Raw genomic sequence first — 24,666 nt, forward strand, 5'->3', positions numbered from 1 at the left:
AGTGACAGAACATCGCTCTAATAAGCGTTAGGATGATGCAGAATGTGAGAGGGGAACACGATGGAATACACCGCAGTGTACGAGCCAGACAAACAGGCTTTTGGCATTTTAGATTTACAACTGCTTAAACGATATTTAGAGCCTAATGTAAGTGTTGAGGCATTACTCGATAGTAGTGGCATCAATGCCTCTCAGCTCTACGCACCGGATACCCATATCACCCTCACTCAAAAGCTGGTCATTTTTAATAACGCGCTTGCCCACGCAAAAGAGCCTGGATTAGGGCTTAAGGTAGGGCAACAGGCAAAATTCAGTGATTTCGGCGTACTTGGCTATGCGGTTTTAAGTAGCAACACCTTACTTGATGCCTTAGTGATGGGATTTAAGTATCTGCGTCTCGCAGGCCCTGTTCTGAAAAAGAAAATGTGGGTTGAGGATAACTTGGGATATTTCCGTGCTGAGCAGTTAATTGACCTTCAGTCTCTGTTGCCTTTTTGCTGTGAATACTGGTTTTCTGTCATTCAGAACTTGTGTGAAGAAGTGATGCAGCATCCCTTCCCTTCGACGGTCATTCGTTTCCCTTATCCCGAGCCGGAATACGGTGACTTGTATAAAGAGGTGTTTCACTGTGAGATTGAATTCAATAGTGAGCGTCTTGAGTGGCAATTTGACGCAAAAAGCATATACGAGCCACTACCGGCAGCGAATCCTATTACGTTACAACTGTGCCTGAAATCTTGTGATGAGATGCTGGCGAAAGTCAGTGGCAGCGTCAGCTTAAAAGACAAGATAACTCAGATACTTGTCGAACGTCTGGGGTGCTACCCGTCTATTGAATCTTTATCGGCAGAGCTGGGAATGTCCTCGAGAACGTTAAGCCGTCACCTCAAGTCAGAAGGTACCAGCTATCAGCAGATTCTCGATCAGGTACGTTTTCGCTTAGCGCGCCATTATCTTGCTTCAACCCAGATTAGTATTGAGGAAATTTCCGAACGGGTTGGCTTTTCGGACAGTGCAAACTTTCGTCACGCATTTCGCAAGTGGAGTGGCTGTTCACCAAGGCAATACCGCCAAACAAAATCGACAGAAAGCTCTATGATTTAAACTGAAGGTAAATCCAACACTAAAAAAACGCCCACTAAAGTTAGTGGGCGTTTGTCTGTTTTAGAAATTAGGATTCCAGCTCTTCAACCATTTCCTGAGCTTCGCTCTTTGCTTTCTTGCTTTGGCCAAAACCACGCAGGCCTACAACATGTACGTGTTCGTGATCTTTAAACACCTTACGTACCAGTTTGTAGGTTGTACCTTTCTCTGGGCTGATGTTCTCTGGTGCGGCAATCAGAAGTTGCATGTCCAGACGGTCACACAATTCGAATAGCGTCGAGATAGATTTCGCATCCAAACGTGCCGCTTCATCAAGGAACAACAGACGACATGGAATAATGTCTTTACTACGCAGACGACGCGACTCTTCTTCCCAGCTTTGAACGACCATCAGTAGGATTGACTGACCAGTACCGATCGCCTCACCTGTTGATAGCGCGCCGGATTCCGCTTGCAACCAACCATCAGAACCACGATTTACTTCTACGCTCAGTTCTAAGTAGTTACGGTAATCCAGTAGCTCTTCACCCAGAACCTGAGGAGAACGTTGGCCCATGTCGATATGTGGGTTCACACGCTGGAACAGCTTCGCCATCGCTTCTGAGAAGGTAAAGCGTGTAGACTCAAACAAGTCTTTGTGTTGTTCCTGCTGAGCAGACAAACCGTGCAGTAGCACTTCATGGCTTTCACGGATTTTCACATTCAGACGCACACCTTTAACCTGACCAAACGAAATGTTCGACAAACCTTGGTTCAGCATACGAATACGGTTTTGTTCACGTTGAATCGTTTTCTTGATGATGCTTGCAGCCGACTCAGAACTGATTGCCAGACGGTTTTCGCGTTGAGTCAGCTCTTCTGTCAGACGCGCCAGCTCCACTTCCATCTCTTCGATCGCTTCCACCGGGTCATCAGTACGGATAATGTCCTGACGAATACGCTCACGCAGGTGCTGGTAAACAGCAATGTAGAACAGAACCTTACGCTCAGGACGAGAGTTATCTTCCGACAGGCGCAGTGCGTCACGCAGATCATCATTGTTCGCAACCGCTAAACGCAGCGCACCCAATGATTTATCCGACATCGAACGCAGTTCATCTGCAGACATGTACGCCAGCTCACGCTTATGAAGACGACGCTCAACATCGTTTTCACGTGCAAGACGAAGTACTGAGCACCAGCCTGCTTTTGCAGCGACCACAAAGGTACGAAGCTCTACGTAGTCTTTCTGAACTTTCTTCAGACGTTTCGCTAAGCCTTTCATCTCCAGGTCAGTAGCAGTGATCGTACGTTCGTATTCGCTCTTACGGCTGCGAGACGTGTGCAGACGTTCGTGCAGTTCATCACGGCGACGCATTGCGCGTTCTTCTGCACCTTCATCCGCGTTAACACCGAACTCTTGCAGCTCTTGTTTGAACTCCTGAACCGTTTCCAGTTTCGCTTGGTGTGAACTTTTCAGAGACGCCAATACCTGGTTGTATTGGTTCATCTGACCTTGCGCTTGTTTCAGTTCTTCACGAGAGCGAGAACGCATTTGCTCCGCCTGAACCAACTTAGATTTAAGCTGCTCACTTAATTCACTGCTCTGGTTCAGCAGATCCACCGAATCTGAGTACGTAAAGTAGTGTCGACGTTCCACCAGGTCAGCCAAAGCAAAAATTTGCTTCTTAAGCTCTTGCAGTTGCTCATCTGCTGCTTTGTACTCGGCTTCTAGTGCGTCGAACTGCTCTGGATCCGCATCCAGTGCTGAAGCAATCTTTTCAAGTTCCGCCACAGCTTTCGCATGATTGGTCAGAAACGCTTTCGCTTCTGACAGTTGGGCGATTTTCTCTTCCAACTCATCAAAACGCGCTTGCAGTGTATCATCTTCAATCAATGCCATGTTTGGAGCAAGCTTGTCGAGTGACGATAAAGCTTGCTTGCTGGCTTGCAGCTGTGAACGATGTTGCTGTTCTTTCGCTTCCAAATCAGCCAGTACACGCGCAGTTTGGTTGCGTTTTTCACGCACGTTTGCCAGCGCCTGTTCTGGATCTGCTTCAAACGCCACTTGAATGTGGTGAGCTACAAACTGGTTAAACGCCTGGTACAGACGCTGCATTTTTTGTGAGTCAAATGCCGCTTTCGCGTGCTTCTCAACCACTTCTTCACGCTCATTGCGTAGCAGTTCTAAACGTTGTTCTCTCGCCGCACGGCCAAACAATGGAATTTCTGGCAAGCGCGAGTAACGCATTTGACGATCATTCATGCGAACGCATACTGCGCCTTCCAGTTCTTCCGCATTGAATGAGCTGTCATCAAAGGCATCAATGTCACCTTCAATGATGTACAAATCTTCAGGACAGTCATCCAGCTCAACCAACTTTTCTTCGATGCCAGTCAGATCAGAAACCACGATCGCATGTCGAGCCGGCCCGTACATCGCACTGAAGTATGGCGCGTCATCGATGGTGATATCGTCGTAGATTTCTGATAGCAATACACCGCCCAGCGTGTCCGCAAGGCCTTTCAGACGTGGATCATTTGAACCACCCGGCGATGCCAGACGTTCAATTTCGCTTTCCAGTTGGGTGCGACGTTCTGCCAGTTTGTCTTTAGCCAGAGACAGTTCTTTCTCTTGCTCAAGAACCACTTGCATGTGGCTCATCACAGCATGGCGATCTTCTAATTCTGCGCCGCTTTGCTCACGCAGTTTTTCTAACGCATCGTTTGCCGCAATCCAGCTTGGGGCAATCGCTTCAAGTTTGTTAATTTCCGCTGCTGCATCTTGCTCTAAACGACGCTGTTCGCTGCGTTGTTCACGCACTTCTTCCTGCGTCATTTCCAGCGATTCAATCTGCATCGCGTGACGTTCACGTTCCTGCTCGAAAGTGATTTCGTCCGTTAGCTCAACATGGAACTGCTTTTGGTATTCGTTTACCTGTTCGCGAGCCTGACGCTGTTGGTTTAGGCTGCGCTCAAGATCACGATGCTGTGCTCGCCACTGCTGCTCATTCTGAGCAATTTGCTGTGACTCGCGCGCTTTAGTCATCGCCGTTTTCGCCTGTTCAGAAGCGTCTTTACGCTCAACCTGTCCGACGATGCTTTGAACCAGCTTCAATGCCGTTTCAAATTGCTCAGCCGCCGCAGACGACATGTCCAGCTTATGCTTAACAGACAACAGTGCGTTGGTACTTTCAGACTCTTTGTTCTTCAGTTCAGACACCAGCGCTTGCGCGGATTCTGCTGTCAGAGTGTCATCACCGAGTAACTGTTTCGCTTTATCAAGTGCCTGAACCGCTTGCTGGTACTGAAGGGCTCGAGTTTGCTGAACATCCAGCGCCTGCTGGTAATCGGCAAGCTGCGTCTTAAGGCTGTCGACCTCTTCTTCAGAAACCGTCGCCTGTTCTTCGGCCGTCATCACGCGTTCTTGCGCTTCTTCAACGACCATCATTTGTTCTTCAAGACGCTCGCTGAGTTCTTCAAGATCTTCTTGGTAACGTTCAATCTTCTCTTGTTGGCGCAGTGCGTTTTGCACCAGTTGCAAGTGATCCGAAGCCGCTTGGTAGTCTTGCTCTAACGCTGATTCAGATTCAATCAGCAGCTCAAGCTCTTCTTGTACTCTGTTGAGCAGATTGTTTTGCTCAATCAAGGTCTCGCGAGAGCCAAATAGCTCAGAACGCAGCGACAGCGTTTGCTCTAGCTTGTTACGGCGATCGTTCGCGTGACGCATGTAGTCGGCTGCCACGTAGTTGGTTGACTCGGTGATCAAGTGTTTGAACAAATCACGGTCTGCCTGCGTGGTTTTGATGGCTTCCAGCGTCATACGGTTTTCGCGCAGTGCGGATTCCATATCCTGGAAGGCTTTCTTCACGCCACCGTTTTGTGGCAGAAGGTAGTCACGTAGAGAGCGGGTAATCGCACTTGAGATACCACCGTAAAGTGATGCTTCAATCAAACGGTAGAATTTAGAACGGTCACCTGAATTACGCAGTTTCTTCGGAATCATACCGAACTCAAACATTTGTGCGTGATAATCGACGATCGATGGGAAGGCTTTAAATTGTACGCCTTCCAATTCAGAGATAACGTCTTTAACTTCGTTGATCTGACGCACGCGGGCTTGTGTCGCAGAGACGCTTTCAACAAGCACATCCGTTGGTTTTACATGACTTGGAAGACCTTGGATAACGAACGGTTTGATATCGACTTTTTTATCACGGCCAGCAACCTGCTGCAGTTTTACCACAAACAGCAGACGTTGGTTACGAGAGTTCACCACATCCAGCGCAGCGTAACACGCGCCCGGTTGCAACTTACCGTAAAGACCTTTGTCGCGAGACGATTGGCTACTGCCCGCTTCTGTGGTGTTACGGAAATGAAGTAGTGTTTGGTCAGGAATCAGAGCGGTGATAAATGCCGCCATTGTGGTTGATTTACCTGCACCGTTACCACCAGAAAGCGTGGTAACCAGACCATCGATATCAAACGTACGGGCAAAGAAGCCGTTCCAGTTGACCATGGTCAGCGATTGATATTTACCGCGTTCAATCATGCTCATGCTTCGCCCTCTTCTGTCATTTCTTCTTCAGTTTGATCTTCTTGGTCTTCTTCAGACAGCAGGCTACCCTGACTTGGCTCTTTGGTATGAACCACAGCTTCACCATCACGGATCAGACGCAACTGCGCTTCACGCATATCATCACCAACACGGACGTCAGCACCGAAACGAAATACGGCTTCACTGATACTAAATTTACCGGTTTCACCAATATTGATGATCATGCCAAGGCGGCGCAGACGGCGCAGCGAGGTACGAACTTTTTCGAATAACTTCTCTTTATCTAGATCTGAGCCTGTTGCCCGGTTGGTCACCAGCTTCATCAGCTTCTTCTCATCCGCGAGTGCAAGCATCTCGTCGTAAAGTTCCTGATTGGTGAAGATGCCTTCATGCGCCAGGCGTTCCGGACTGAGGTATAGGAAACACAATACCTTACCCACCAGCATGTCCAGCTCAGACAGGACACTACGGCCAATCAGAGAAGTGGAACGTGGACGAAGGTAGAAGAAACCTTCAGGCGCTTTCACCAGTTCGGTGTTGTAACGCTGATAGAAAGAAGACAACTCAACTTCGAAATCACACAGCAATGCGTGGTTGTCTAGATCTTCACTTGAGATATGACGCCCTGCTCGAAGCATGCTGTCTAGCGCTGGGAACAGAGGGTTAGAAATTGCTTTTGCCAGTTTATCTGGCATGTATTCATTAGTATCGGTCGATGACATTCGCTTGTACCTTTGCCCCAAATTCGTTGATTGATTTCCAGTCTGGTTGAATCGCTTGATAATCCGATTCTGAATAGCCAAGACGTACAGCCTGATCAACAATAATTCGAGCCAAATCAAAGTGATGAGTAAATGGATGTTGTGCTAGGTAATCTCTCAGCACCACGCTCAAGTCGATTGGTGTGCCCTGCTCTTTATGAGCCTTTAGCATCTCACCAATACGTTCTGATAACTCATCATTGACTTGTTGAAACTCTTCGTATTCCACTTCCATCGGAACTTGGCCGGTTACTTCGTCATCACGTAGTACCAAGGCTTCATCACGAAGGTCGGATAATCGCTCAGCATCTGCATAAGTCAGATACCAAGGCATATCAAAGTAATCTTTGATGGATTGACGCAAACGAGAACTGAACGCACGGTTCTTATCCATATCGATAGCGGTACGGATAAACTTGTGTACGTGTCGGTCGTAGCCAATCCAGAGGTCGATCGCTTGCTGGCCCCAGCTCGTGATTCGGTCCAGCTTCATTTGCAGACCAAACAGTGCTTCTTCAATAAACTCAAGCTCAGGATCGCCATAGACAATCTCCTGAATGTCTAAGATCTGAGTTTGCAGCTCATCACTGGCCGCTTGCAGTGTATCTTGAAGTTCACGCAACGTACTGGACGTTTCGGACAATAACGCTTCACAGTTATTAATCGCTTCACGCCAGTCCTTGTTGAGCAGATCGGCAATTTGCTGTTTCACAGATTGCTGCTGCTCATCCATAACACGTTGGTTAAGGTCAATCTGGTCGAAGATTTCGCCGACAGAATACTTAAGTACCCCATACACGTTTTTCTTCCAGTGACCCGGCGTGCCACCTTTTTGTGCCGCTTCAATCGCTTTTGCCATTTCGTCAGCAACCATCGATAGCTGAATAGAAAGGCGCAGCTTAGAAAACTCACGGTGACGTACGTAATAATCAGTAATGCCTATCGCTAAAGGAGACAAACGATAGATACTCGCGCCGTCGGTCACTTCGCTGACAAAACGGCTGATAAGACGCTGCTTAACCATCTCGTTAATAGCATTGTTTGCACGAAAAGCAGAGGCTTCGCCCGTCTCATCAAAAAATCGAGTGACGATAGTGAATGCATCGTGCAATTCACCTTCACCCAATTCATCGTCAAACCTTTCATTACTTAATACCGCGATGGCAATCAAAAACGCCAGTCGCTCTGTGGTCAGGTTCAACGAGAAATCTTGCTGCTTTACCCAGCCAACCAATTCATCAATAGGTTGTTCTGCAGCATTGAGAGTCATCTCACTCATTGTTATTCCTGTTGTTCTTTCTTTTTGGCCCACACGTGAATATAGCGGCCTAATGAGAGGTATGGCTCTTGTCTACAAAGTTGTTTTTCTAGCGCCAACACATCTTCAAACTGATAATCACCCATATTTTGCACATTCCCGATGTAATCACTGAATGAGCGAATACCAGACTTTCCACAAATACTGAAACCAGCATCTTCTATCCATTGATAGACTTCTTCTGGCTTCAATCCTTTTTGCGGCTGTAGTTTAAATCTTTTTCGGTGAGGCATGCCGTCCAAAATATGAGGAATGTTGCCACACACCACGTTTTTATAGACTAAACCATGGTGGTTGTAGAACATCACTGATGCAATACCCCCCGGTTTAACTTGTTCCAATACCGTTTCGAGTGCGATCTTAGGATCGACCAGCCACTCCATCACGGCATGAAACATAACAAGATCCACCTGTCTTTCCATGTGCTCGCCAATGGACTGTACAGGTGAATGAATCAGGCGATACTGCTCAAGCAAACCATTATTTTCAATATCCTGTTTGGCTAGTTGCAGCATTTCCGAAGATAGATCACATAAAGCTACACGATGTCCGAGCTTAGCAAGCTTTTGAGACATTTGTGCTAAACCACCACCCGCATCCAATACTTCAAGGGGTTGCTGCTCAGCGTCTAATTCACTTAGAATCTGTAGAAAATCTTCCCACACAATGATTTGGCGGATCTCTCCTTTATCGGAGCCGTATATATTTTTTGCAAATTTGTGGGCGATATCGTCGAAATTGCGGTCTTCTGTCACTTCTGCTGAGTTATCATAACGGATTGTGCCGCTATTCTGGCACAAGGAAAGCAGGAATAAAGAGGGGTACCCTCATTTTTATTATCAATTGATGTTTTTTCGGACTATTTGTGTATGTTTGAGCTGAAAAAAGTAATGTCAGCCTTGCTGATGCCCCTACCAGCACTGTTGCTGATAGGCTTCTTGGGCCTTGCTCTCATTAGTTTTACCACTAAACGTAAAACTGGCTGCTTCGTTGTATTATTCTCTCTAGTTGGCATTTTCCTTGTTGCCTTCCAACCCGTTTCAACCAAGCTTCTTATGCCATTAGAGCGTGAGCACAAAGCATTTCTGCCAGTTTCTGGCACAATCGATTACGTCATGGTATTGGGAAATGGCCACGTTATCGATGACGAAATTCCACCGACTTCTCAGTTAAGTCGTGCCGCACTGATGCGTCTAAGCGAAGGTATTCGTATCTTACGAATGTACCCTGGCGCAAAGTTGATTTTATCTGGCTATGACGGTGGTTCCGAAATCAGTCATGCGCGTATGATGGCGAACGTTGCTCTGGCGCTTGGTGTTGCGAAATCCGACATTATTTTATTGGAAGATGCGAAAGATACCTGGGAAGAGGCACGTCAGGCTGCGGCGTTTGTCCAGCAAAAGGAAATCGTTTTGGTTACCTCTGCCAGCCATATGAGCCGCGCACTGTATGAATTTAATGCAGCAGGTATTAGACCGATCCCAGCCCCTACAAACTTCCTGGCGATTGAAGAAGTGAATCAAGCTTGGGAAAAATACTCACCAAAGGCTCGTTACTTAGAGCAAACCGAGCTCTTCTGGCATGAGTATCTTGGCAGTATCTGGCAACGCCTGAGAGACACGGTTGGCGAGACACCAATGGTAGAGCCTCAATAACTAAATGCGCAGAGTGCATTACTTAAGGTAATTTAACGGAACAAAAAAGGAGAGCAACTGCTCTCCTTTTTCTTGAGTCTGTTTTTTGGGTTTTAATCACCAGCAAACATGTAGCCTTCACCGTGAACCGTGACAAAAATTTGTGGGTTCTTGGGATCAAACTCCATCTTGGCGCGCATACGTCGAATCAAGACATCAATGGTACGGTCGTTAGGCGCATCCACTCGATGACTAATCATATTCAAAATACGTTCACGACTTAGGACCTGATTCGGGTAAGAGGACAACGCAACCAAGAGTTCATACTCAGCTTTGGTTAGTTTGACTGGCTCACCATTGCGGCTTAGGGCGCGACGTTGAATATCAAATGTCCACTCACCAAAACGAACAATGTGTTGTTGATTCGTCTCGCTTGTCGATTTACTCGAACCATTGCGCGCGGTTGAAATACGCCACAGCAGGTTTTTAACGCGAACCAATAACTCTCTGAGCTCAAAAGGTTTCGTGACATAATCGTCCGCCCCCATTTCCAGGCCAACAATTTTGTCGATGCTATCCGTGCGTCCTGTGACTAATATGATGCCAATATCCGATTGGCTACGTAATTCACGTGTAAGCATCAGGCCATCTTCACCCGGCAAGTTAATATCCAGCATGATAAGGTCAACATCACCAGCTTGCAGCACTTCACGCATTTCTGCGCCACTCTCTGCTTCACTCACTGTGTAACCTTCGTTTTGGAAATATCCCGCAAGCTTACTACGCGTTACAACATCATCTTCTACGACTAATACGTGATAGCTCATTTACGCCACTTTCTGTCATTTTATTATCCGAGATGTATTCTATTCATAACTATTAACATTTCTAGTCACTGGCACATTAAAAAGCAAGATTTCACGCTTTTGTTGATTCAAAACAAGCTTGCTGAACACTGTTAATAAACAGACACATTTGGCCATAAAACATAATAGTTGTAGTTATTGCTGTTCATTTTAATTGATTACACTTAAAGGACATCCGTTATTGATTTTATGATGCTATACATAAAGCATCATTCAGGAGCCTAAAATGCAAGAAGTGAAAGCTTTTAATGAAAAACGCGCCGAAATTTACTGGTGGTTTTCTAGCTTGTTCGCCAAAGAACTGACAGACAAAGAACTGGAAGCTTACCACAGTGTTGAAATTCGTAGCTTTTTAGCTGGCTTAGGTGAAAATGAATCGCTAAAACCTTCCGTTGATGCCCTGGTAGATGCACTGAACCGCTTGCAAGATCGTGAAGACGCTCAGCTCGAACTCGCTGCTGACTTTTGTGAACTGTTCTTAAAAACAGAAAAGTATGGCGCTCTGCCTTACGCTTCTATGTACATTGGTGAAACCGGTTTGCTTAATGATAAGCCAGCGGAGGAAATGGAGAAGTTGATGGCTGAGTTCGGTGTACAAGTGGACGACAAACTCAACGAACCTGCCGATCACTTAGCAGTAGAACTCGATTTTTTAGGAAACATGATCATCCGTTCCAACGAGTTTGAACAGGAAAAGCATATGGAAGAAGCTTTCTCAAAACAAAATGACTTCATTGTGCATCAACTCTTATCGTGGCTGCCACAATTCGCAGCGAAATGTAAGCAGCTGGATGATTTCGGCTTCTACGCGAACGTCGCGCAACTATTAATTGCATTTTGTAAACTGGACAGTACTTACCTTCTTGGTGAATAATTGCCGCCAATTATTGGGAGCCTGTTTTTAGGCTCCCCATTTTTATTCGTTTGCCCCTAATCTAGTTCCAATCGCTTGCTTTTTTTTGCAATCAAAATGTGACTTCAAAGACACAAAACTGCTGCTGAAATTATTGCCAGCCAGTCTACATAGGGCTAAAATGTGAACGCAAACGATTAAATATGATTTTTATGTAAACCGCTGAAATAAAGCGGTTTTTGTGTTTTCTTAATAGGTTGACGATCTCTTCTTCGTGCAGTCGAAAAAGGTAGGACAACTCAACCGTATTGCTACAAACCTTCTACCGATTTCGGAGCTATCACTGCTAATCATACTCAGCATCAACGTTTTAGTTGCGCTAAGTTTACAAAAAGCATTCAGCAAAAGGTTTTATACTCCACGGTATATTAGTAGCTCGATACAGGACACCATTTATGGCCACTATAAAAGACGTTGCTCGATTAGCCGGCGTTTCTACTACTACAGTCTCGCACGTTATCAACAAAACACGTTTTGTTGCAGAAGCAACTCAAGAAAAAGTAATGAAAGCTGTTGATGAGCTTAATTACGCGCCGAGTGCAGTTGCTCGTAGTTTGAAATGTAACTCAACTCGTACCATCGGTATGTTGGTAACTCAATCTACTAACCTATTCTTCTCAGAAGTCATCGATGGTGTTGAAAGCTACTGTTATCGTCAAGGTTACACTCTTATTTTATGTAATACCGGCGGTATCTACGAAAAGCAAAGAGATTACATTCGCATGCTGGCTGAAAAGCGTGTTGATGGCATCCTGGTTATGTGTTCAGACCTAACGGAAGAGCTAAAAGAGATGCTTGACCGTCACGCTGACATTCCAAAAGTAGTCATGGATTGGGGTCCAGAAAGCTCTCAAGCAGACAAAATCATGGATAACTCAGAAGAAGGTGGCTATATCGCAACCAAGTATCTGATTGACAACGGTCATACTGATATTGCCTGCTTAAGTGGTCACTTTGAAAAGCTAGCGTGCCAAGAACGTATTATGGGCTTCCGCCGTGCAATGGCAGAAGCGAACATACCTGTAAACGAAGATTGGATTCTTGAAGGTAACTTTGAGTGCGATACGGCTGTTCTCGTTGCAGACAAAATTACAGCAATGGAACAACGTCCAACAGCAGTATTCTGTTTCAATGACACAATGGCATTGGGCTTAATGAGCCGATTACAACAAAATGGCATTAAGATCCCCGACGATGTTTCCGTGATTGGTTACGACAATATCGAGTTGGCCGAATACTTTTCTCCACCACTCACGACGATTCACCAACCGAAACGTCGTGTCGGTAAAAATGCATTCGAAATTCTACTGGAACGAATTAAAGACAAAGAACACGAAAAACGCATTTTTGAAATGCAGCCAGAACTGGTCGTTCGAAATACAGTGAAGAAACTCAATTAATTGACATTAAGCGCTCTCCGGAGCGCTTATTTTTCGTCTCAACATAAGCCTTATACTCAATATCATCAGCGATCAAAAAGTTAAATATTAGGTAAGTTGCTGTTTTATTTGTGCGTAATACTTTTCTTACAACCATACCTTTCATTAAAAAACCCTTGCCTCACAAATGCATCACGACGCATAATTTTAATGAATTTTCCTGAACCAATATCACACTTTATTAGCTAAAATGTGATGTTAATTCAAGAGACGAAGTATTCTCGACATGTCACGCACAGGGCAAACCATCCGAAAGGGTGGGACGCAAAGCTTCCGGCCTGAACCATTTGATTAAATGGAAGGTAGCGGGGTTACCGATGGCAAATATGCATATGATGAGTTTACCCTATAATGACATTGTTTCTGCATGTATTTGCTATTCTCTCGGACCTGACTTTTGGTGGCGTAATGTTAATTACACCGAGATAACACATCATGGATAAACCGATACTCAAAGATTCTATGAAGCTATTTGAGGCACTTGGTACAATCAAGTCGCGCTCAATGTTTGGTGGCTTTGGACTTTTCGCTGATGAGACGATGTTTGCACTAGTTGTGAATGATCAACTTCATATACGAGCAGACCAACAAACTTCATCTAATTTCGAGACGCAAGGACTCAAACCCTACGTTTATAAAAAGCGAGGGTTTCCGGTCGTTACTAAATACTACGCGATTTCCAACGATTTATGGGAATCAAACGAGCGTTTGATAGAAGTAGCAAAGCAGTCGTTAGCACAAGCCAAATTAGAAAAAAAGCAACAAGCCAGTAGTAAACCTAACAGATTGAAAGATTTGCCTAACCTAAGGCTGGCTACTGAACGAATGCTAAAAAAAGCTGGTATTGAATCAGTAGAACAGCTAGAAGAGGAAGGAGCACTAAGCGCTTATAAAGCGATACGTGATTCCCACTCAGCTAAGGTAAGTATTGAGCTTCTTTGGGCCTTAGAGGGCGCAATTAACGGCACTCACTGGAGCGTCGTACCTCAATCTCGAAGAGAAGAACTGAAAAACGCGCTTTCTTAACAAGTATTCAAATATTATTCTAAAAACCGCAAGCCTAGCCTGCGGTTTTTTTTTGAAATATTTTTAGGTCATAGCCTGTCTATTAGTCTGAACAACAACCATTAACTACAAATTAAAAACCACATTTTCCTGAACATCTGTTAAGACTTTTAACTAGGGGTAGCCCAACTGGAGTGCGCACATGAACAAAAAGCTAATTTTTGGGTTAATACTGCTCTTAACGGTAACTCTATTAGCCGTTAATTTTAGCCAGCACCTAACGTTGGAGAACGCTAAAGCTCAACAAGAGGCACTGAATGCCTATATCGAACAAAATTTTATTATTGCAACGACCCTCTATTTCTTCGCTTACATCGCTGTCGCAGCGTTCTCTATTCCCGGTGCAGCAGTCGTTACTCTATTAGGTGCTGCCCTATTCGGTTTTTGGACAAGCTTAGTTTTGGTCTCTTTTGCCAGTACAATCGGAGCTACCCTTGCTTTCCTGAGTAGCCGATACCTATTAAGAGACTGGGTACAAACCAAGTTCGGAAAAAAGCTCACTGCGATCAACGAAGGTGTCGAAAAAGATGGCTCGTCCTATCTGCTCTCATTACGTTTGATTCCCGTCTTTCCTTTTTTCCTGATCAATTTATTGATGGGATTAACTCCGATGACCGTTGGCCGTTTTTATCTCACTAGCCAAATTGGTATGCTCCCTGGGACAGCCGTTTATCTCAATGCAGGTACACAATTGGCAAACATTGAAAGTGTATCAGATATCGTCTCTCCTAGTGTTTTAGCTTCATTTGCTTTGCTGGGTCTGTTTCCTATCATTGCCAAATGGGTGATGAAGAAAGTAAGACCCACAGACACTCAACATAATGGAAGTTCTTGATGAAAATATTTATCGCGAACAACCCTGCTGAAGCGCATATCGTTTGTGAGCTACTTAAAATGGAGCAAATACATTGCGAAGTTAGGGGAGAAGGCATTTTCGGTCTAAAAGGAGAACTGCCATTTAGTGATGATACTGACCCGTATGTCTGGCTATTCGACTCAGAGCAACAAATCAAAGCAATGGCTATTGTTGCGGCTTACCAAACACAGGCTCAGCCAAATACTTACCAAGATTGGCAGTGTCCTGAATGTTCAGAGATGAATGAGGGGCAATTTGGCGCTTGCTGGCAATGTGGGTATCGAATAGACGAAAGGTCCTAAGTAATTAAGGGGTTAGGTCCTAGGTCCTAGAACCTTATAAATTACACCACTAAACTTTGTTGCTTGATGAACTCAATCGAATGCTGATTGAAGTCTTCCGGACGCTCGACATTACAAACGTGACCGCAGTTTGGGATTTCATGCAATACACTAAGTTTATGTGCCGCTACCATCTCTTTAACTGGCTGGATGAACATATAATCCCTGTCCCCCATCAGGTAGAGCGTTGGAATATCTAATTCCCGGTCTTTAAAGTACTTCATCAACGGGTTTACATCTGCCGCCAAAATAAACCAGCGCTTAAATTCCTTTTGACAAAGCTTTTTAGCTTCTCGAATAAACAAGTGACGAGACTCACGCTGATTACGCTGTGGCATCACGATATAGGCGAACAGTTTATACAACCACATGTACGGCAAGATATGTTTGCCAAAGTTACCCAGCTTTACCAGTATTTGTGAGCGAGTGTTGAGACGAGTCACCGCCCCACCCAATACCATTGAATTAACCCGCTCCGATGCCAACTCTGCAATATTTCGGACGATGATCGTGCCTAACGACATCCCGACAAAGTGAGCCGATTGAATTTTCAGATGATCCAATACTTTTAAAATGTCTTGTGTGACTTCAGTAAACGTATAACGACTCGTCATCAGCTCTTTTAACAACTGGTTTGATTTACCGTGCCCTCTTAAATCAATCAACAACAAATTAAAGTGCTGCTTATAAGCTTTAATTTGCTTAAACCAAATCGAAGAGCTGCCACCAGCACCATGCACGAAAACGACCCACTCATTACTGGTAGGGTGCAAATAGGTTTTATGGAAAAGTAGTGGCTGAGTCATATACCAAAGTAAAAAACAAGTTTATCAATTGAGGGAGACAATCCTACCACACTCCGCCCACTCTAGATAACTAAGGCACCTGAACTGGTGCCTTTTGTTACATTTTTAGGTTAGCTTATATGGCATCAATGCGGAATAAAAAGCTTTAACGCTGAGTGGTAAAGCTGCAAATATTCTTCAGCTGCCTTTCGCCAGCAGAAGTCTTGTTGCATCGCATGTAACTGCACTCGCTTCAACTCGGCATTTTCTTGAACATAAAGCAGTAGAGCCCTTAGCATGGCTAACAGCAGTGCTTGAGGTGTTGGTTCATAGAACACAAACCCCGTAGCATTAGATGGGTCGGCATCATAGTCATTCACACTGTCTTTCAGGCCACCCACACCTCGTACGATAGGTAAGGTACCATAAGCCATGCTATAAATTTGATTTAAACCACACGGCTCAAATTCAGAAGGCATCAAAAAGAAATCTGACCCAGCTTCAACTAAATGAGCAAGCTCATTATCATAGGCTTCGACAAATACAAACTTGTTAGGAAACTCAGCAGCAACGTCATGCACCTGAGCCGCCAGAGAAGGATCCCCCGTGCCGACCAACACCAATTGCACGTCATGTTTAAGGAAATCCGCCAATGCAGGCAGCAAATAGTGAAGCCCTTTTTGCATAGTAAGGCGACAAACCATACCAAACATCGCACAATCTGATTCTGCTAGATTTAACCGTTGTTGCAGTGCTTTTTTACAAGCTGCTTTTCCTTCCACCATGCTGTCATAATTTGCTTGGTAGTTTGCAGGCAGATAAGTATCTGTGTCAGGATGCCACGCCGAGTAATCACAACCATTGAGAATACCGACTAAGTCGTGCGCTCGCTGTTGGAACTCCCAAGACATCCCGTGACTACCTAACTCTGTTTTCAACTCTTCAGCATAGGTAGGGCTAACGGCGTTTATTTTATCTGCATTCATCACACCGGCTTTCAACATTGAGATGTGAGTTTCACTTACTGCTGCGTCATGAACCCTTCGGCTCTGGAACTCTGGGAGGCATTGCACATCGTCATAGCTGAATACGCCTTTGAATACTGCGTTATGGATAGAAATCACACTGTGTGTATTCACGAAATACGGATCTGAACCATATCGGTGTTTCAACAAAAACGGAACGAGCCCCGTATGCCAGTCGTTGGCATGCACGATATCTGGCCTAAAATCCAGTTTTGGTAACATATCCAAGCACGCAGCACTAAAGAAAGCAAAACGCTCTCCGTTGTCTGGATAGGCTTGATTATTTTCCGCATACATAGATGGACGGTTAAAATATGGCTGGCAATCTATCAAATAAACCGGCACATCACCCAGAAAAAGCCTCAATACTCGATATTCTGTATGCGGCCACGATGTTAGTTGCGTCTCTAACATGACCTCAGCATCAGCCAAATTTTTAATACCATTGTAAGCTGGAATGGTAATTCGTACATCTTGCTGAAGTTTGTGAAGAGCTTCAGGCAGTGCCTTGGCAACGTCTGCCAAGCCACCACTTTTGATCAATCCTTCGACTTCAGACGCTACAAACAGAATAGATAAGTTGTTAGTAGCCAACTCTTGCTCCTTTAGGAATGACGACAATACCGTCATCTGACACATGGAATAACTTCTTATCCTCTTGAAGATTCACCCCAATCTGTGTGCCAGGTGCAATATCAGCGTTTTTGTCCACGATTACTCGACGTAAAACACAGCCTTCACCGATTTTAACGTCACCAAGGAGTACACATTCGCTGATATCGCAAGCAGATGCAATATTACTTCTGAAACCAAGCACAGATTTTTCTATTCTAGAGCCTCGAACATAGCTGCCACTGCACACCAAGCTATTGATAATCTGCACTCGCCCGTTGTCGGAATCTGTGAACGTTGCAGGTGGCAACGGTGGGTAATAGGTATGTAGCGGCCATTTACGGTTATATAGCGAGAACGGAGCATCTTTTGCTAATAAGTCCATATGGGCTTGCCAGTACGAGTCAATTGTACCGACATCACGCCAATAAACTTCTTCTTTCTCACCAGTAATGTGGTTTGTGCTGAAGTCATAAACAAACACATCTCCGCGAGGGAACATTTTAGGGATAATATCTTTGCCGAAATCATGAGAAGAGTCTTCATTATCCGCATCTTCTATCAGCTCAGAAAACAGAATCTGGGCTTCAAATACATAGTTCCCCATAGACACCAGCGCGAAGTCAGGTTCTCCTGGTATCGATTTTGGGTTGGCCGGCTTCTCCTCGAATCCGATCATGCGACCTTCACTGTCGACCTCAATAACACCAAACTGAGATGCTTCACTCAACGGCATACGCAAAGCAGAAACCGTAAGAGAGGCGCCCTTCTCCGTATGGAAGTTCAGCATCTGTTTTATGTCCATTTTGTAAATGTGATCAGAACCGAATATACATACCTGGTCTGGTTCAGATAATTCCATAAAACGTAGATTTTGATAAATGGCATCCGCTGTACCTTCATACCAGCGCTTACCAGTGCGCATTTGCGCCGGGATTGGATCAATGAAGCGATCCGTAATCCCACTAATATTCCAACCTTTTTTTAAGTGGTAAAACAGAGATTGAGATTTAAATTGAGTGAGCACATAAATGCGCATCAAATCCGCATTCACGAAGTTGTTCAGCGCAAAGTCAATCAGTCGGTAGCTACCGCCAAACGGTACCGCAGGTTTACTACGTGATTCAGTTAAAGGTCTCAAACGAGAGCCTTCACCGCCAGCAAGAATCATTCCCAAAACACCAGCCATTGTTGTTCTCCATGTCGTTATAGCTTGGAATGGATGTCCACCTGATTGAATGTAACCTGGGGTATCAAGTGGACATCATTTTAATCCGCAACCAGCTTCTTTGAGCGTTTGTCGTGCGGATATAATAGATATGGCATTTCTCTCTATGCCCAACATCTAGGGTGTGCTTACTTTTGTAATTCGCAGTCAACGTGTTTCTGACGTGGGTAATACAGGCAAAGGCTTTTTTCGGTGAAGGGAAAACCTTGTACTCTCTGACTTACCCTACTATCAAAGTAGTGAACACATTTTCAGTATATGTACTCAGCGAGCTTCCTTTGAGCCATACATAGTTGATGATTCTAAATCGTGATCGGCTTATCAGTTAATTGAATGACAGATCAACACACCCTAAAATCGTTCTTAATTTTCGCCGCTAAAAAATGCATATGGTTGCATTTATCATGTAGTAAATTATCTAACCAGAATCTTAATTACAATTTTAAATACGCCATTCTGTGTACAAGACAGGTACCAGTTACCCAATACGGTATATAGATCACACAAGGCCAAGTAATGGATTACATTCTGAAAACAATTTACGAACTGAATAACTACACAATAGCGTCTAATTTATTTAGCTCTGTATGCCGTCTCTAAACTTGCTCAGCGAGATAGACTGCTTGTCTAAAGATGGAATCGCGCAGCGTTTAAGACTACGACATACATGTGACTATAAAATGAAATCGGGACACTTAAAGAAATGAGATTCAAAAAAACCGAAATTAAGTTACCGAAAATTTGAAGTGAAAGTGGTACAGGGGCGAAACTGAATAAAAAAATAGGGCAGCGAATACGCTGCCCTAATACCCATTACAAATTAGCTTTCTGCTTTCGCTTTTTTGCGTTTGTCGGTGACTTCCCATTTACCATCGACATACAGTGCTGTCCAACCGCTAGGCTTGCCGTCATCTTCCGTGCGAACGTAGTTCTCTTTCGTTTTACGGCTGAAACGTACCACTGCCGGACGACCATCAGGGTCTTCCTGTGGTGCGGTTGTTAGGTACTTGAACTTCTCTGGCAAACGCTCTACGAAACGGGCTAACTCAGCAACAAGCGGTGCTCGGGTTTCACGAGATTTCGGGAAGTTACTCGCGGCCATAAACAGACCAGACGCTCCGTCACGCAGTACAAAATAAGCATCCGAGTTTTCACAAGGTAACTCAGGGAAGTGTACCGGTTCTTCTTTTGGTGGAGCCACTTCACCATTTTTAAGAATCTTACGGGTGTTTTTACAACTTTCACTCGTACAGTCCATGTATTTACCGAAGCGGCCATTCTTAAGCACCATGTCAGAACCACACTTGTCACACTCAACAACCGGGCCATCGTAGCCTTTAACTTTAAACTCGCCGTATTCAACGATGTAGCCTTCACAGTTCGGGTTATTACCACAAACATGCATCTTGCGCTTATCGTCAATAAGGTAAGCATCCATGGCCGTTTCGCAAATCGGACAACGCTTCTTGGCACGAAGAGCTGCGGTTTCAACGTCTTCTTCTAAGACATTGATGATGCCCTCTTCATCACCCAGGTTAATCGTAGTTTTGCAACGCTCTTTCGGTGGAAGCGCGTAGCCAGAACATCCCAGGAACACGCCGGTAGATGCCGTGCGGATCCCCATTGGTCGACCACAAGTCGGACACGCGATGTCGGTCATCACGATGTGGTTCAGTTTCATACCACCTTCTGACTCATCAAGATCCGCTTTTTCCAGATCGCCGGTGAAGTCAGCGAAGAAGTTATCTAGTACCGATTTCCAGTTCACTTCACCTTCTGCGATTTGGTCCAGTTTCTGTTCCATGCGAGCAGTAAAGTCGTAGTTCATCAAATCGTTGAAACTGTCATCTAAACGGTCTGTAACGATTTCGCCCATTTTTTCGGCGTAGAAGCGACGCTGATCAACCTTTACGTAACCACGATCTTGAATCGTAGAAATGATGGATGCGTACGTAGACGGACGACCAATACCACGCTTCTCCAGCTCTTTAACCAATGCTGCTTCCGTGAAACGTGCTGGCGGCTTGGTAAAGTGTTGCTTTGGATCAAGAGATTCAAGATCGAGTTTGTCACCAAGTTGAACTGCAGGAAGAATCGTGTCTTCGTTTTTGCCCATTGGACGTTGTACGCGAGTCCAGCCGTCAAACTTAAGAATACGACCTTTCGCTTTAAGCGTGTATTCAGCCGCCTTAACGCTGATGGTCGTAGAATCATACTCTGCTGGCGTCATTTGACACGCAACGAACTGATTCCAGATCAACGAATAAAGTTTGTGAGCGTCAGCATCAACACCTTGTAGATCTTCTGCCTTCACAGACACATCTGAAGGACGAATCGCCTCGTGAGCTTCTTGCGCGCCTTCTTTACTGCCGTACGTCAATGGTTTCGAAGGTAGGTACTTGTCACCAAATTCAGAACCGATGTAGTCGCGAACGGCATCAACCGCTTCTGTACTCAAGTTAGTCGAGTCAGTACGCATGTAAGTGATGTAACCTGCTTCATACAAACGCTGCGCTAGCATCATGGTTTTCTTAACGCCATAGCCTAGACGCGTACTCGCCGCCTGCTGCAGTGTTGACGTAATGAAAGGCGCTGACGGTTTACTTTTCGTCGGACGGTCTTCGCGTTTACACACTTCGTAGCTTGCATTTTCCAGCACAGAAACTGCCGCTTTCGCTTCTGTCTCATTGACCGGCTTAAACGCAACACCGTCTTTCTGTGCAACTAGCAGTTTGAAATCAGACTTGTCTTTGGTCTTAGTATTCGCGTGAATATCCCAAAACTCTTCCGGTACAAAGGCATTGATTTCACGTTCACGTTCTACCAGTAACTTAACCGCTACCGACTGAACACGACCTGCAGACAAACCACGTGCGACTTTCTTCCATAGCAGTGGAGAAACCATGAAACCAACCACGCGGTCCATGAATCGACGTGCTTGTTGCGCGTTTACACCATCCATATTCAGCTCACCAGGAGTCTGGAAAGCTTGCTGAATAGCATTTTTGGTAATTTCGTTAAAGACTACTCGTTTATATCGCTCTTCATCGCCGCCGATGATCTCACGAAGGTGCCATGCGATTGCTTCCCCCTCGCGGTCCAAATCGGTTGCGAGATAAACATAATCAGCGTCTTTAGCTAATTTTTGTAGTTCACTGACAACTTTTTCTTTGCCAGGAAGAATCTGATAGTTCGCTTCCCAGTCATGATATGGGTTAATCCCCATTTTTTTGATCAGCGCTTTGCGATCTTTCTCTTTTTTGATTTGTGCTTTTTCTTCAGCACTCATCCCTTTTGTAGAAATGGCAGCAGCTTTCTCACCAGTGCTTTGACCAGCCGTAGGCAGATCACGCACATGACCAACACTAGACTTCACAACAAAGTCTTTTCCAAGGTACTTATTTATTGTCTTTGCCTTGGCTGGTGACTCCACTATAACGAGTGATTTACCCATAACTGACTCTAACGTCCTTCATAATAATGCGGGTACAACCCCTACTTGAGGCCCACCCGCATAATGTTCTATTTCATTGCTTCTTTTTTTACTATTGTGCGAGATGAAAAGAAGATCAACTGCTTTTTTGAAATTCAGATCCGATTGGTTGACAATTCATCGTCTTTATACTTCAAAAAGACAGGTCTCTGAAAGGTCTTGAGCGGCATATCTAAGCAGGCAAACTTTACTACTGCTAATCGAATTCAGGAAATTTTGTTATCCATCACAAAATATTTTTTATATACAGAGCGTAACCTTAGGTTGCTCTCATGACGAAAGCGCATTCGCCAAGTAATCTCTACCTTCAGCCTACAAAACCAAGCTTGCCATTGAAAACCATAGTGGATTTGGTCTGTAAGACCATGTTGAATGTAGGTATACTTCTTAGTACTAAATTTGTAATGAATGACGGGAACGTTATGTCTGATAGAAAGTTTATTGAAGAGTTCGACCTTCTTTTAATCGCTAACCAAATCATCCAGGAACACGATGATTACATTGAGGGTATGCGCGCTACAAGCGTAGAAGAAAAAGACGACGTTCTAGTATTTAAAGGCGAGTATTTTCTTGATGAAAAAGGGATGCCAACAATGAACACAACGGCCGTTTTCAACATGTTTAAATATCTGGCACATCACCTTTCAAAAGAATTTACGCTAAACAAATAGCCAATACGTTGTGAAATAAAAAAACCAGAGCATGCCGCTCTGGTTTTTTTATTATTCGAAAAACAGTTAACAACTCAGTGACTTAAGCTTGTCGAAGTAATCTGGGAATGTCTTCGATGTACACTTAGGGTCATTAATTGTCACAGGTGTATCGCTCAAGGCAACCAATGAAAAACACATCGCCATTCGATGATCATCATAAGTATCAATCGCCGCATGTTTTAGGTGAGGAACCGGCTTAACGATGATGTAATCCTCACCCTCTTCGACTTCTGCGCCGACTTTACGAAGTTCAGTTGCCATCGCAGACAAGCGATCAGTTTCTTTTACGCGCCAGTTGTAAACATTGCGAATGGCTGTCGTGCCTTCAGCAAATAAAGCGGTGGTAGCAATCGTCATTGCTGCGTCAGGGATATGGTTGTAATCCATATCAATCCCTTTTAGCTTACCCGCACGTGCAATTACGTAATCTTCGCCCCACTCAATTTCTGCGCCCATTTTCTCTAACGCATCAGCAAATCGAATATCGCCCTGAATACTATTTTTACCAATCCCTGTTACTTTAACTTCGCCACCTTTAATTGCAGCAGCAGCAAGGAAGTAAGAAGCTGAAGAAGCGTCCCCTTCTACCAGGAAATCACCAGGCGCAACGTAATGCTGACCAGCAGGAATGACAAATTCTTGGTAGTCATTGTTTACGACATTTACACCAAACTGCTTCATTATATGAAGAGTAATATCAATGTATGGCTTGGATACCAATTCACCTTCGATCTTAATACGCACTTCACCTTCAGCAAGTGGAGCAGACATCAAGAAAGCGGTTAAAAATTGACTTGAAATGGAACCATCAATCGACACCGTACCCGATTTTAGGCCAGTGCCCACAATTTTTAATGGTGGGTAGTTTTCGTTTTCCAGATACTCGATGTTGGCACCAGCTTGCTGTAACGCGGTGACAAGGTGACCGATTGGACGCTCTTTCATGCGCGGCTCACCAGTCAATACGTATTCCCCCTCACCCAGGCAAAGCGCAGCAGCTAGAGGACGCATTGCCGTTCCGGCGTTGCCCAAAAACAGCTCTACAGGCTCAGACACAGAAAACGGATGGCCAAGCCCTTCAACAACACACTCAGTCTTGTCTTCAGACAACTGATACTGAACACCAAGCGTGGTAAGAGCATTAAGCATATGACGAATATCGTCACTATCAAGAAGGTTGGTCAGGCGAGTGGTACCTTTGGCTAAAGCCGCAAGCAAAAGCGCTCGGTTAGAAACACTTTTTGAGCCAGGAAGGTTTACTTCCCCTTGGATTTTATTGATTGGTTGTAACGTTAGGCTTTCCATTGAAAGTTGATAATCCTTTGTGCTCTCATTTCACGATTTGATGAGAGCTGAACAATTCTTCGTGGATTCAGACTAACGAAAAAACCAATACAAAACCAGAGCAAATCTACGCTAATTTATGAATAATTAATCAGCTGGCCATTTTGTAAGAAAACATGGTTTCAATAGGCAATATCGACACGTACACCATCATCAAAATACAAGATTCGAACCTCATCACCACGGCTAAACAGCATGTTCTTATCTACGTCTTGAATCACATTGATAAGTTTGTCGTTGTCTACCTTAATTAAGAGCTCAACTAACTTCGATTCTACTGTGTATTGGTAGTTAGCTTGATTTTGTGCGACAGCCGCCCCTGTTAATGCACCGACCGCCGTTGCAACCTCCCTTCCCGTTCCACCCCCAAATTGATTCCCGATTAAACCTCCAATCGTCGCGCCAAGTAACGTTTTCCAACCATTACTTTTAGACTGAACAACTTCCTGTTGAGTGATGTAGCGAACGGAATCGACGGTTCCATAAATCACTTTATTAACTGGCTTTGCAACATTTCTTTCGTAAGCTGCATTGGCGAATAATGGCAAAAGCAGTATGATCCAAAGCCATGCTTTCACTGTATTTCGTGTTCGGGACATCACAATCTCCTCTGGTTCAAATGTAGGTAATGA

19 protein-coding genes and 1 riboswitch are annotated in these 24,666 nt (G+C 44.6%); of the genes, 8 read left to right on the plus strand and 11 right to left on the minus strand.

Annotation, left to right across the window (positions count from 1 at the left end; translation table 11 throughout):
* The first annotated feature begins 60 nt into the window (after window positions 1-60).
* Window positions 61-1,104: an AraC family transcriptional regulator gene (locus WJM94_RS18640; protein WP_444495696.1), complete on the plus strand. Its 1,044-nt coding sequence runs from the start codon at window positions 61-63 to the stop codon at window positions 1,102-1,104.
* Window positions 1,105-1,171: 67 nt separating this feature from the next.
* Here the strand turns inward: WJM94_RS18640 and mukB are convergent, their stop codons facing one another.
* The 4 genes from mukB to cmoM are packed head-to-tail and all read right to left on the minus strand — an operon-like array spanning window position 1,172 to window position 8,475.
* Complete coding sequence (gene mukB / locus WJM94_RS18645) at window positions 1,172-5,635, minus strand: chromosome partition protein MukB (RefSeq protein ID WP_444495796.1); 4,464 nt, start codon at window positions 5,633-5,635, stop codon at window positions 1,172-1,174.
* A gap of 2 nt (window positions 5,636-5,637) precedes the next feature.
* Window positions 5,638-6,363 carry a chromosome partition protein MukE gene (gene mukE, locus WJM94_RS18650; RefSeq protein ID WP_444495697.1) on the minus strand — a complete coding sequence of 242 codons (726 nt, stop codon included), beginning with the start codon at window positions 6,361-6,363 and terminating at the stop codon, window positions 5,638-5,640.
* Window positions 6,344-7,681 (minus strand): chromosome partition protein MukF, encoded by a 1,338-nt coding sequence (gene mukF, locus WJM94_RS18655; protein WP_444495698.1) that lies wholly within the window; start codon window positions 7,679-7,681, stop codon window positions 6,344-6,346. Before mukF ends, mukE begins: the two co-directional genes overlap by 20 nt.
* Before the next feature lie 2 nt (window positions 7,682-7,683).
* On the minus strand, window positions 7,684-8,475 hold the full coding sequence (gene cmoM, locus WJM94_RS18660) for a tRNA uridine 5-oxyacetic acid(34) methyltransferase CmoM (RefSeq protein WP_444495699.1): 792 nt from the start codon (window positions 8,473-8,475) through the stop codon (window positions 7,684-7,686).
* A gap of 114 nt (window positions 8,476-8,589) precedes the next feature.
* Between cmoM and elyC the strand changes: the two genes are divergently transcribed.
* The gene (gene elyC, locus WJM94_RS18665) at window positions 8,590-9,375 is read left to right on the plus strand and encodes an envelope biogenesis factor ElyC (protein WP_444495700.1); all 786 of its coding nucleotides are present in this window, start codon (window positions 8,590-8,592) and stop codon (window positions 9,373-9,375) included.
* Between the two features lie 92 nt (window positions 9,376-9,467).
* Here the strand turns inward: elyC and torR are convergent, their stop codons facing one another.
* Entirely contained in the window at window positions 9,468-10,181 is a 714-nt protein-coding gene (torR, locus tag WJM94_RS18670) for a two-component system response regulator TorR (protein ID WP_444495701.1), read from the minus strand.
* A gap of 265 nt (window positions 10,182-10,446) precedes the next feature.
* Between torR and torD the strand changes: the two genes are divergently transcribed.
* From torD to WJM94_RS18695, 5 genes are all read left to right on the plus strand, one after another.
* Window positions 10,447-11,094 carry a molecular chaperone TorD gene (gene torD, locus WJM94_RS18675; RefSeq protein WP_444495702.1) on the plus strand — a complete coding sequence of 216 codons (648 nt, stop codon included), beginning with the start codon at window positions 10,447-10,449 and terminating at the stop codon, window positions 11,092-11,094.
* Window positions 11,095-11,528: 434 nt separating this feature from the next.
* Window positions 11,529-12,533, plus strand: coding sequence for an HTH-type transcriptional repressor PurR (gene purR, locus WJM94_RS18680; RefSeq protein WP_444495703.1), 1,005 nt, complete (start codon window positions 11,529-11,531; stop codon window positions 12,531-12,533).
* Window positions 12,534-12,801: 268 nt separating this feature from the next.
* Window positions 12,802-12,891: riboswitch (cyclic di-GMP riboswitch) on the plus strand.
* Between the two features lie 116 nt (window positions 12,892-13,007).
* A complete protein-coding gene (locus WJM94_RS18685) occupies window positions 13,008-13,598 on the plus strand; it encodes a TfoX/Sxy family DNA transformation protein (protein ID WP_444495704.1) in 591 nt (196 codons plus the stop codon).
* Between the two features lie 181 nt (window positions 13,599-13,779).
* On the plus strand, window positions 13,780-14,472 hold the full coding sequence (locus tag WJM94_RS18690) for a TVP38/TMEM64 family protein (protein ID WP_444495705.1): 693 nt from the start codon (window positions 13,780-13,782) through the stop codon (window positions 14,470-14,472).
* Window positions 14,472-14,795: a putative signal transducing protein gene (locus WJM94_RS18695; RefSeq protein WP_444495706.1), complete on the plus strand. Its 324-nt coding sequence runs from the start codon at window positions 14,472-14,474 to the stop codon at window positions 14,793-14,795. The genes WJM94_RS18690 and WJM94_RS18695 overlap by 1 nt, the downstream gene beginning before the upstream one ends.
* Window positions 14,796-14,836: 41 nt before the next feature.
* Here WJM94_RS18695 and WJM94_RS18700 read toward each other — a convergent pair whose 3' ends face one another.
* The 4 genes from WJM94_RS18700 to topA form a co-directional block, all read right to left on the minus strand.
* Window positions 14,837-15,640: an alpha/beta fold hydrolase gene (locus tag WJM94_RS18700; RefSeq protein ID WP_444495707.1), complete on the minus strand. Its 804-nt coding sequence runs from the start codon at window positions 15,638-15,640 to the stop codon at window positions 14,837-14,839.
* A gap of 125 nt (window positions 15,641-15,765) precedes the next feature.
* On the minus strand, window positions 15,766-17,238 hold the full coding sequence (glgA, locus tag WJM94_RS18705; protein WP_444495797.1) for a glycogen synthase GlgA: 1,473 nt from the start codon (window positions 17,236-17,238) through the stop codon (window positions 15,766-15,768).
* A complete protein-coding gene (gene glgC, locus WJM94_RS18710; RefSeq protein ID WP_444495708.1) occupies window positions 17,228-18,445 on the minus strand; it encodes a glucose-1-phosphate adenylyltransferase in 1,218 nt (405 codons plus the stop codon). Before glgC ends, glgA begins: the two co-directional genes overlap by 11 nt.
* Window positions 18,446-19,304: 859 nt before the next feature.
* On the minus strand, window positions 19,305-21,938 hold the full coding sequence (gene topA / locus WJM94_RS18715) for a type I DNA topoisomerase (protein ID WP_444495709.1): 2,634 nt from the start codon (window positions 21,936-21,938) through the stop codon (window positions 19,305-19,307).
* A 461-nt stretch (window positions 21,939-22,399) separates the two neighbouring features.
* Between topA and WJM94_RS18720 the strand changes: the two genes are divergently transcribed.
* The gene (locus WJM94_RS18720) at window positions 22,400-22,648 is read left to right on the plus strand and encodes a YciN family protein (protein ID WP_444495798.1); all 249 of its coding nucleotides are present in this window, start codon (window positions 22,400-22,402) and stop codon (window positions 22,646-22,648) included.
* 66 nt (window positions 22,649-22,714) lie between these two features.
* Here the strand turns inward: WJM94_RS18720 and aroA are convergent, their stop codons facing one another.
* Both aroA and WJM94_RS18730 read right to left on the minus strand, forming a co-directional pair.
* Window positions 22,715-23,995 (minus strand): 3-phosphoshikimate 1-carboxyvinyltransferase, encoded by a 1,281-nt coding sequence (gene aroA, locus WJM94_RS18725; RefSeq protein WP_444495710.1) that lies wholly within the window; start codon window positions 23,993-23,995, stop codon window positions 22,715-22,717.
* Window positions 23,996-24,156: 161 nt separating this feature from the next.
* Window positions 24,157-24,633, minus strand: coding sequence for a glycine zipper 2TM domain-containing protein (locus WJM94_RS18730; protein WP_444495711.1), 477 nt, complete (start codon window positions 24,631-24,633; stop codon window positions 24,157-24,159).
* Between the last annotated feature and the right edge of the window lie 33 nt (window positions 24,634-24,666).

The sequence above is a fragment of the Vibrio sp. YIC-376 genome (assembly GCF_052353105.1).
GTDB lineage: Bacteria > Pseudomonadota > Gammaproteobacteria > Enterobacterales > Vibrionaceae > Vibrio.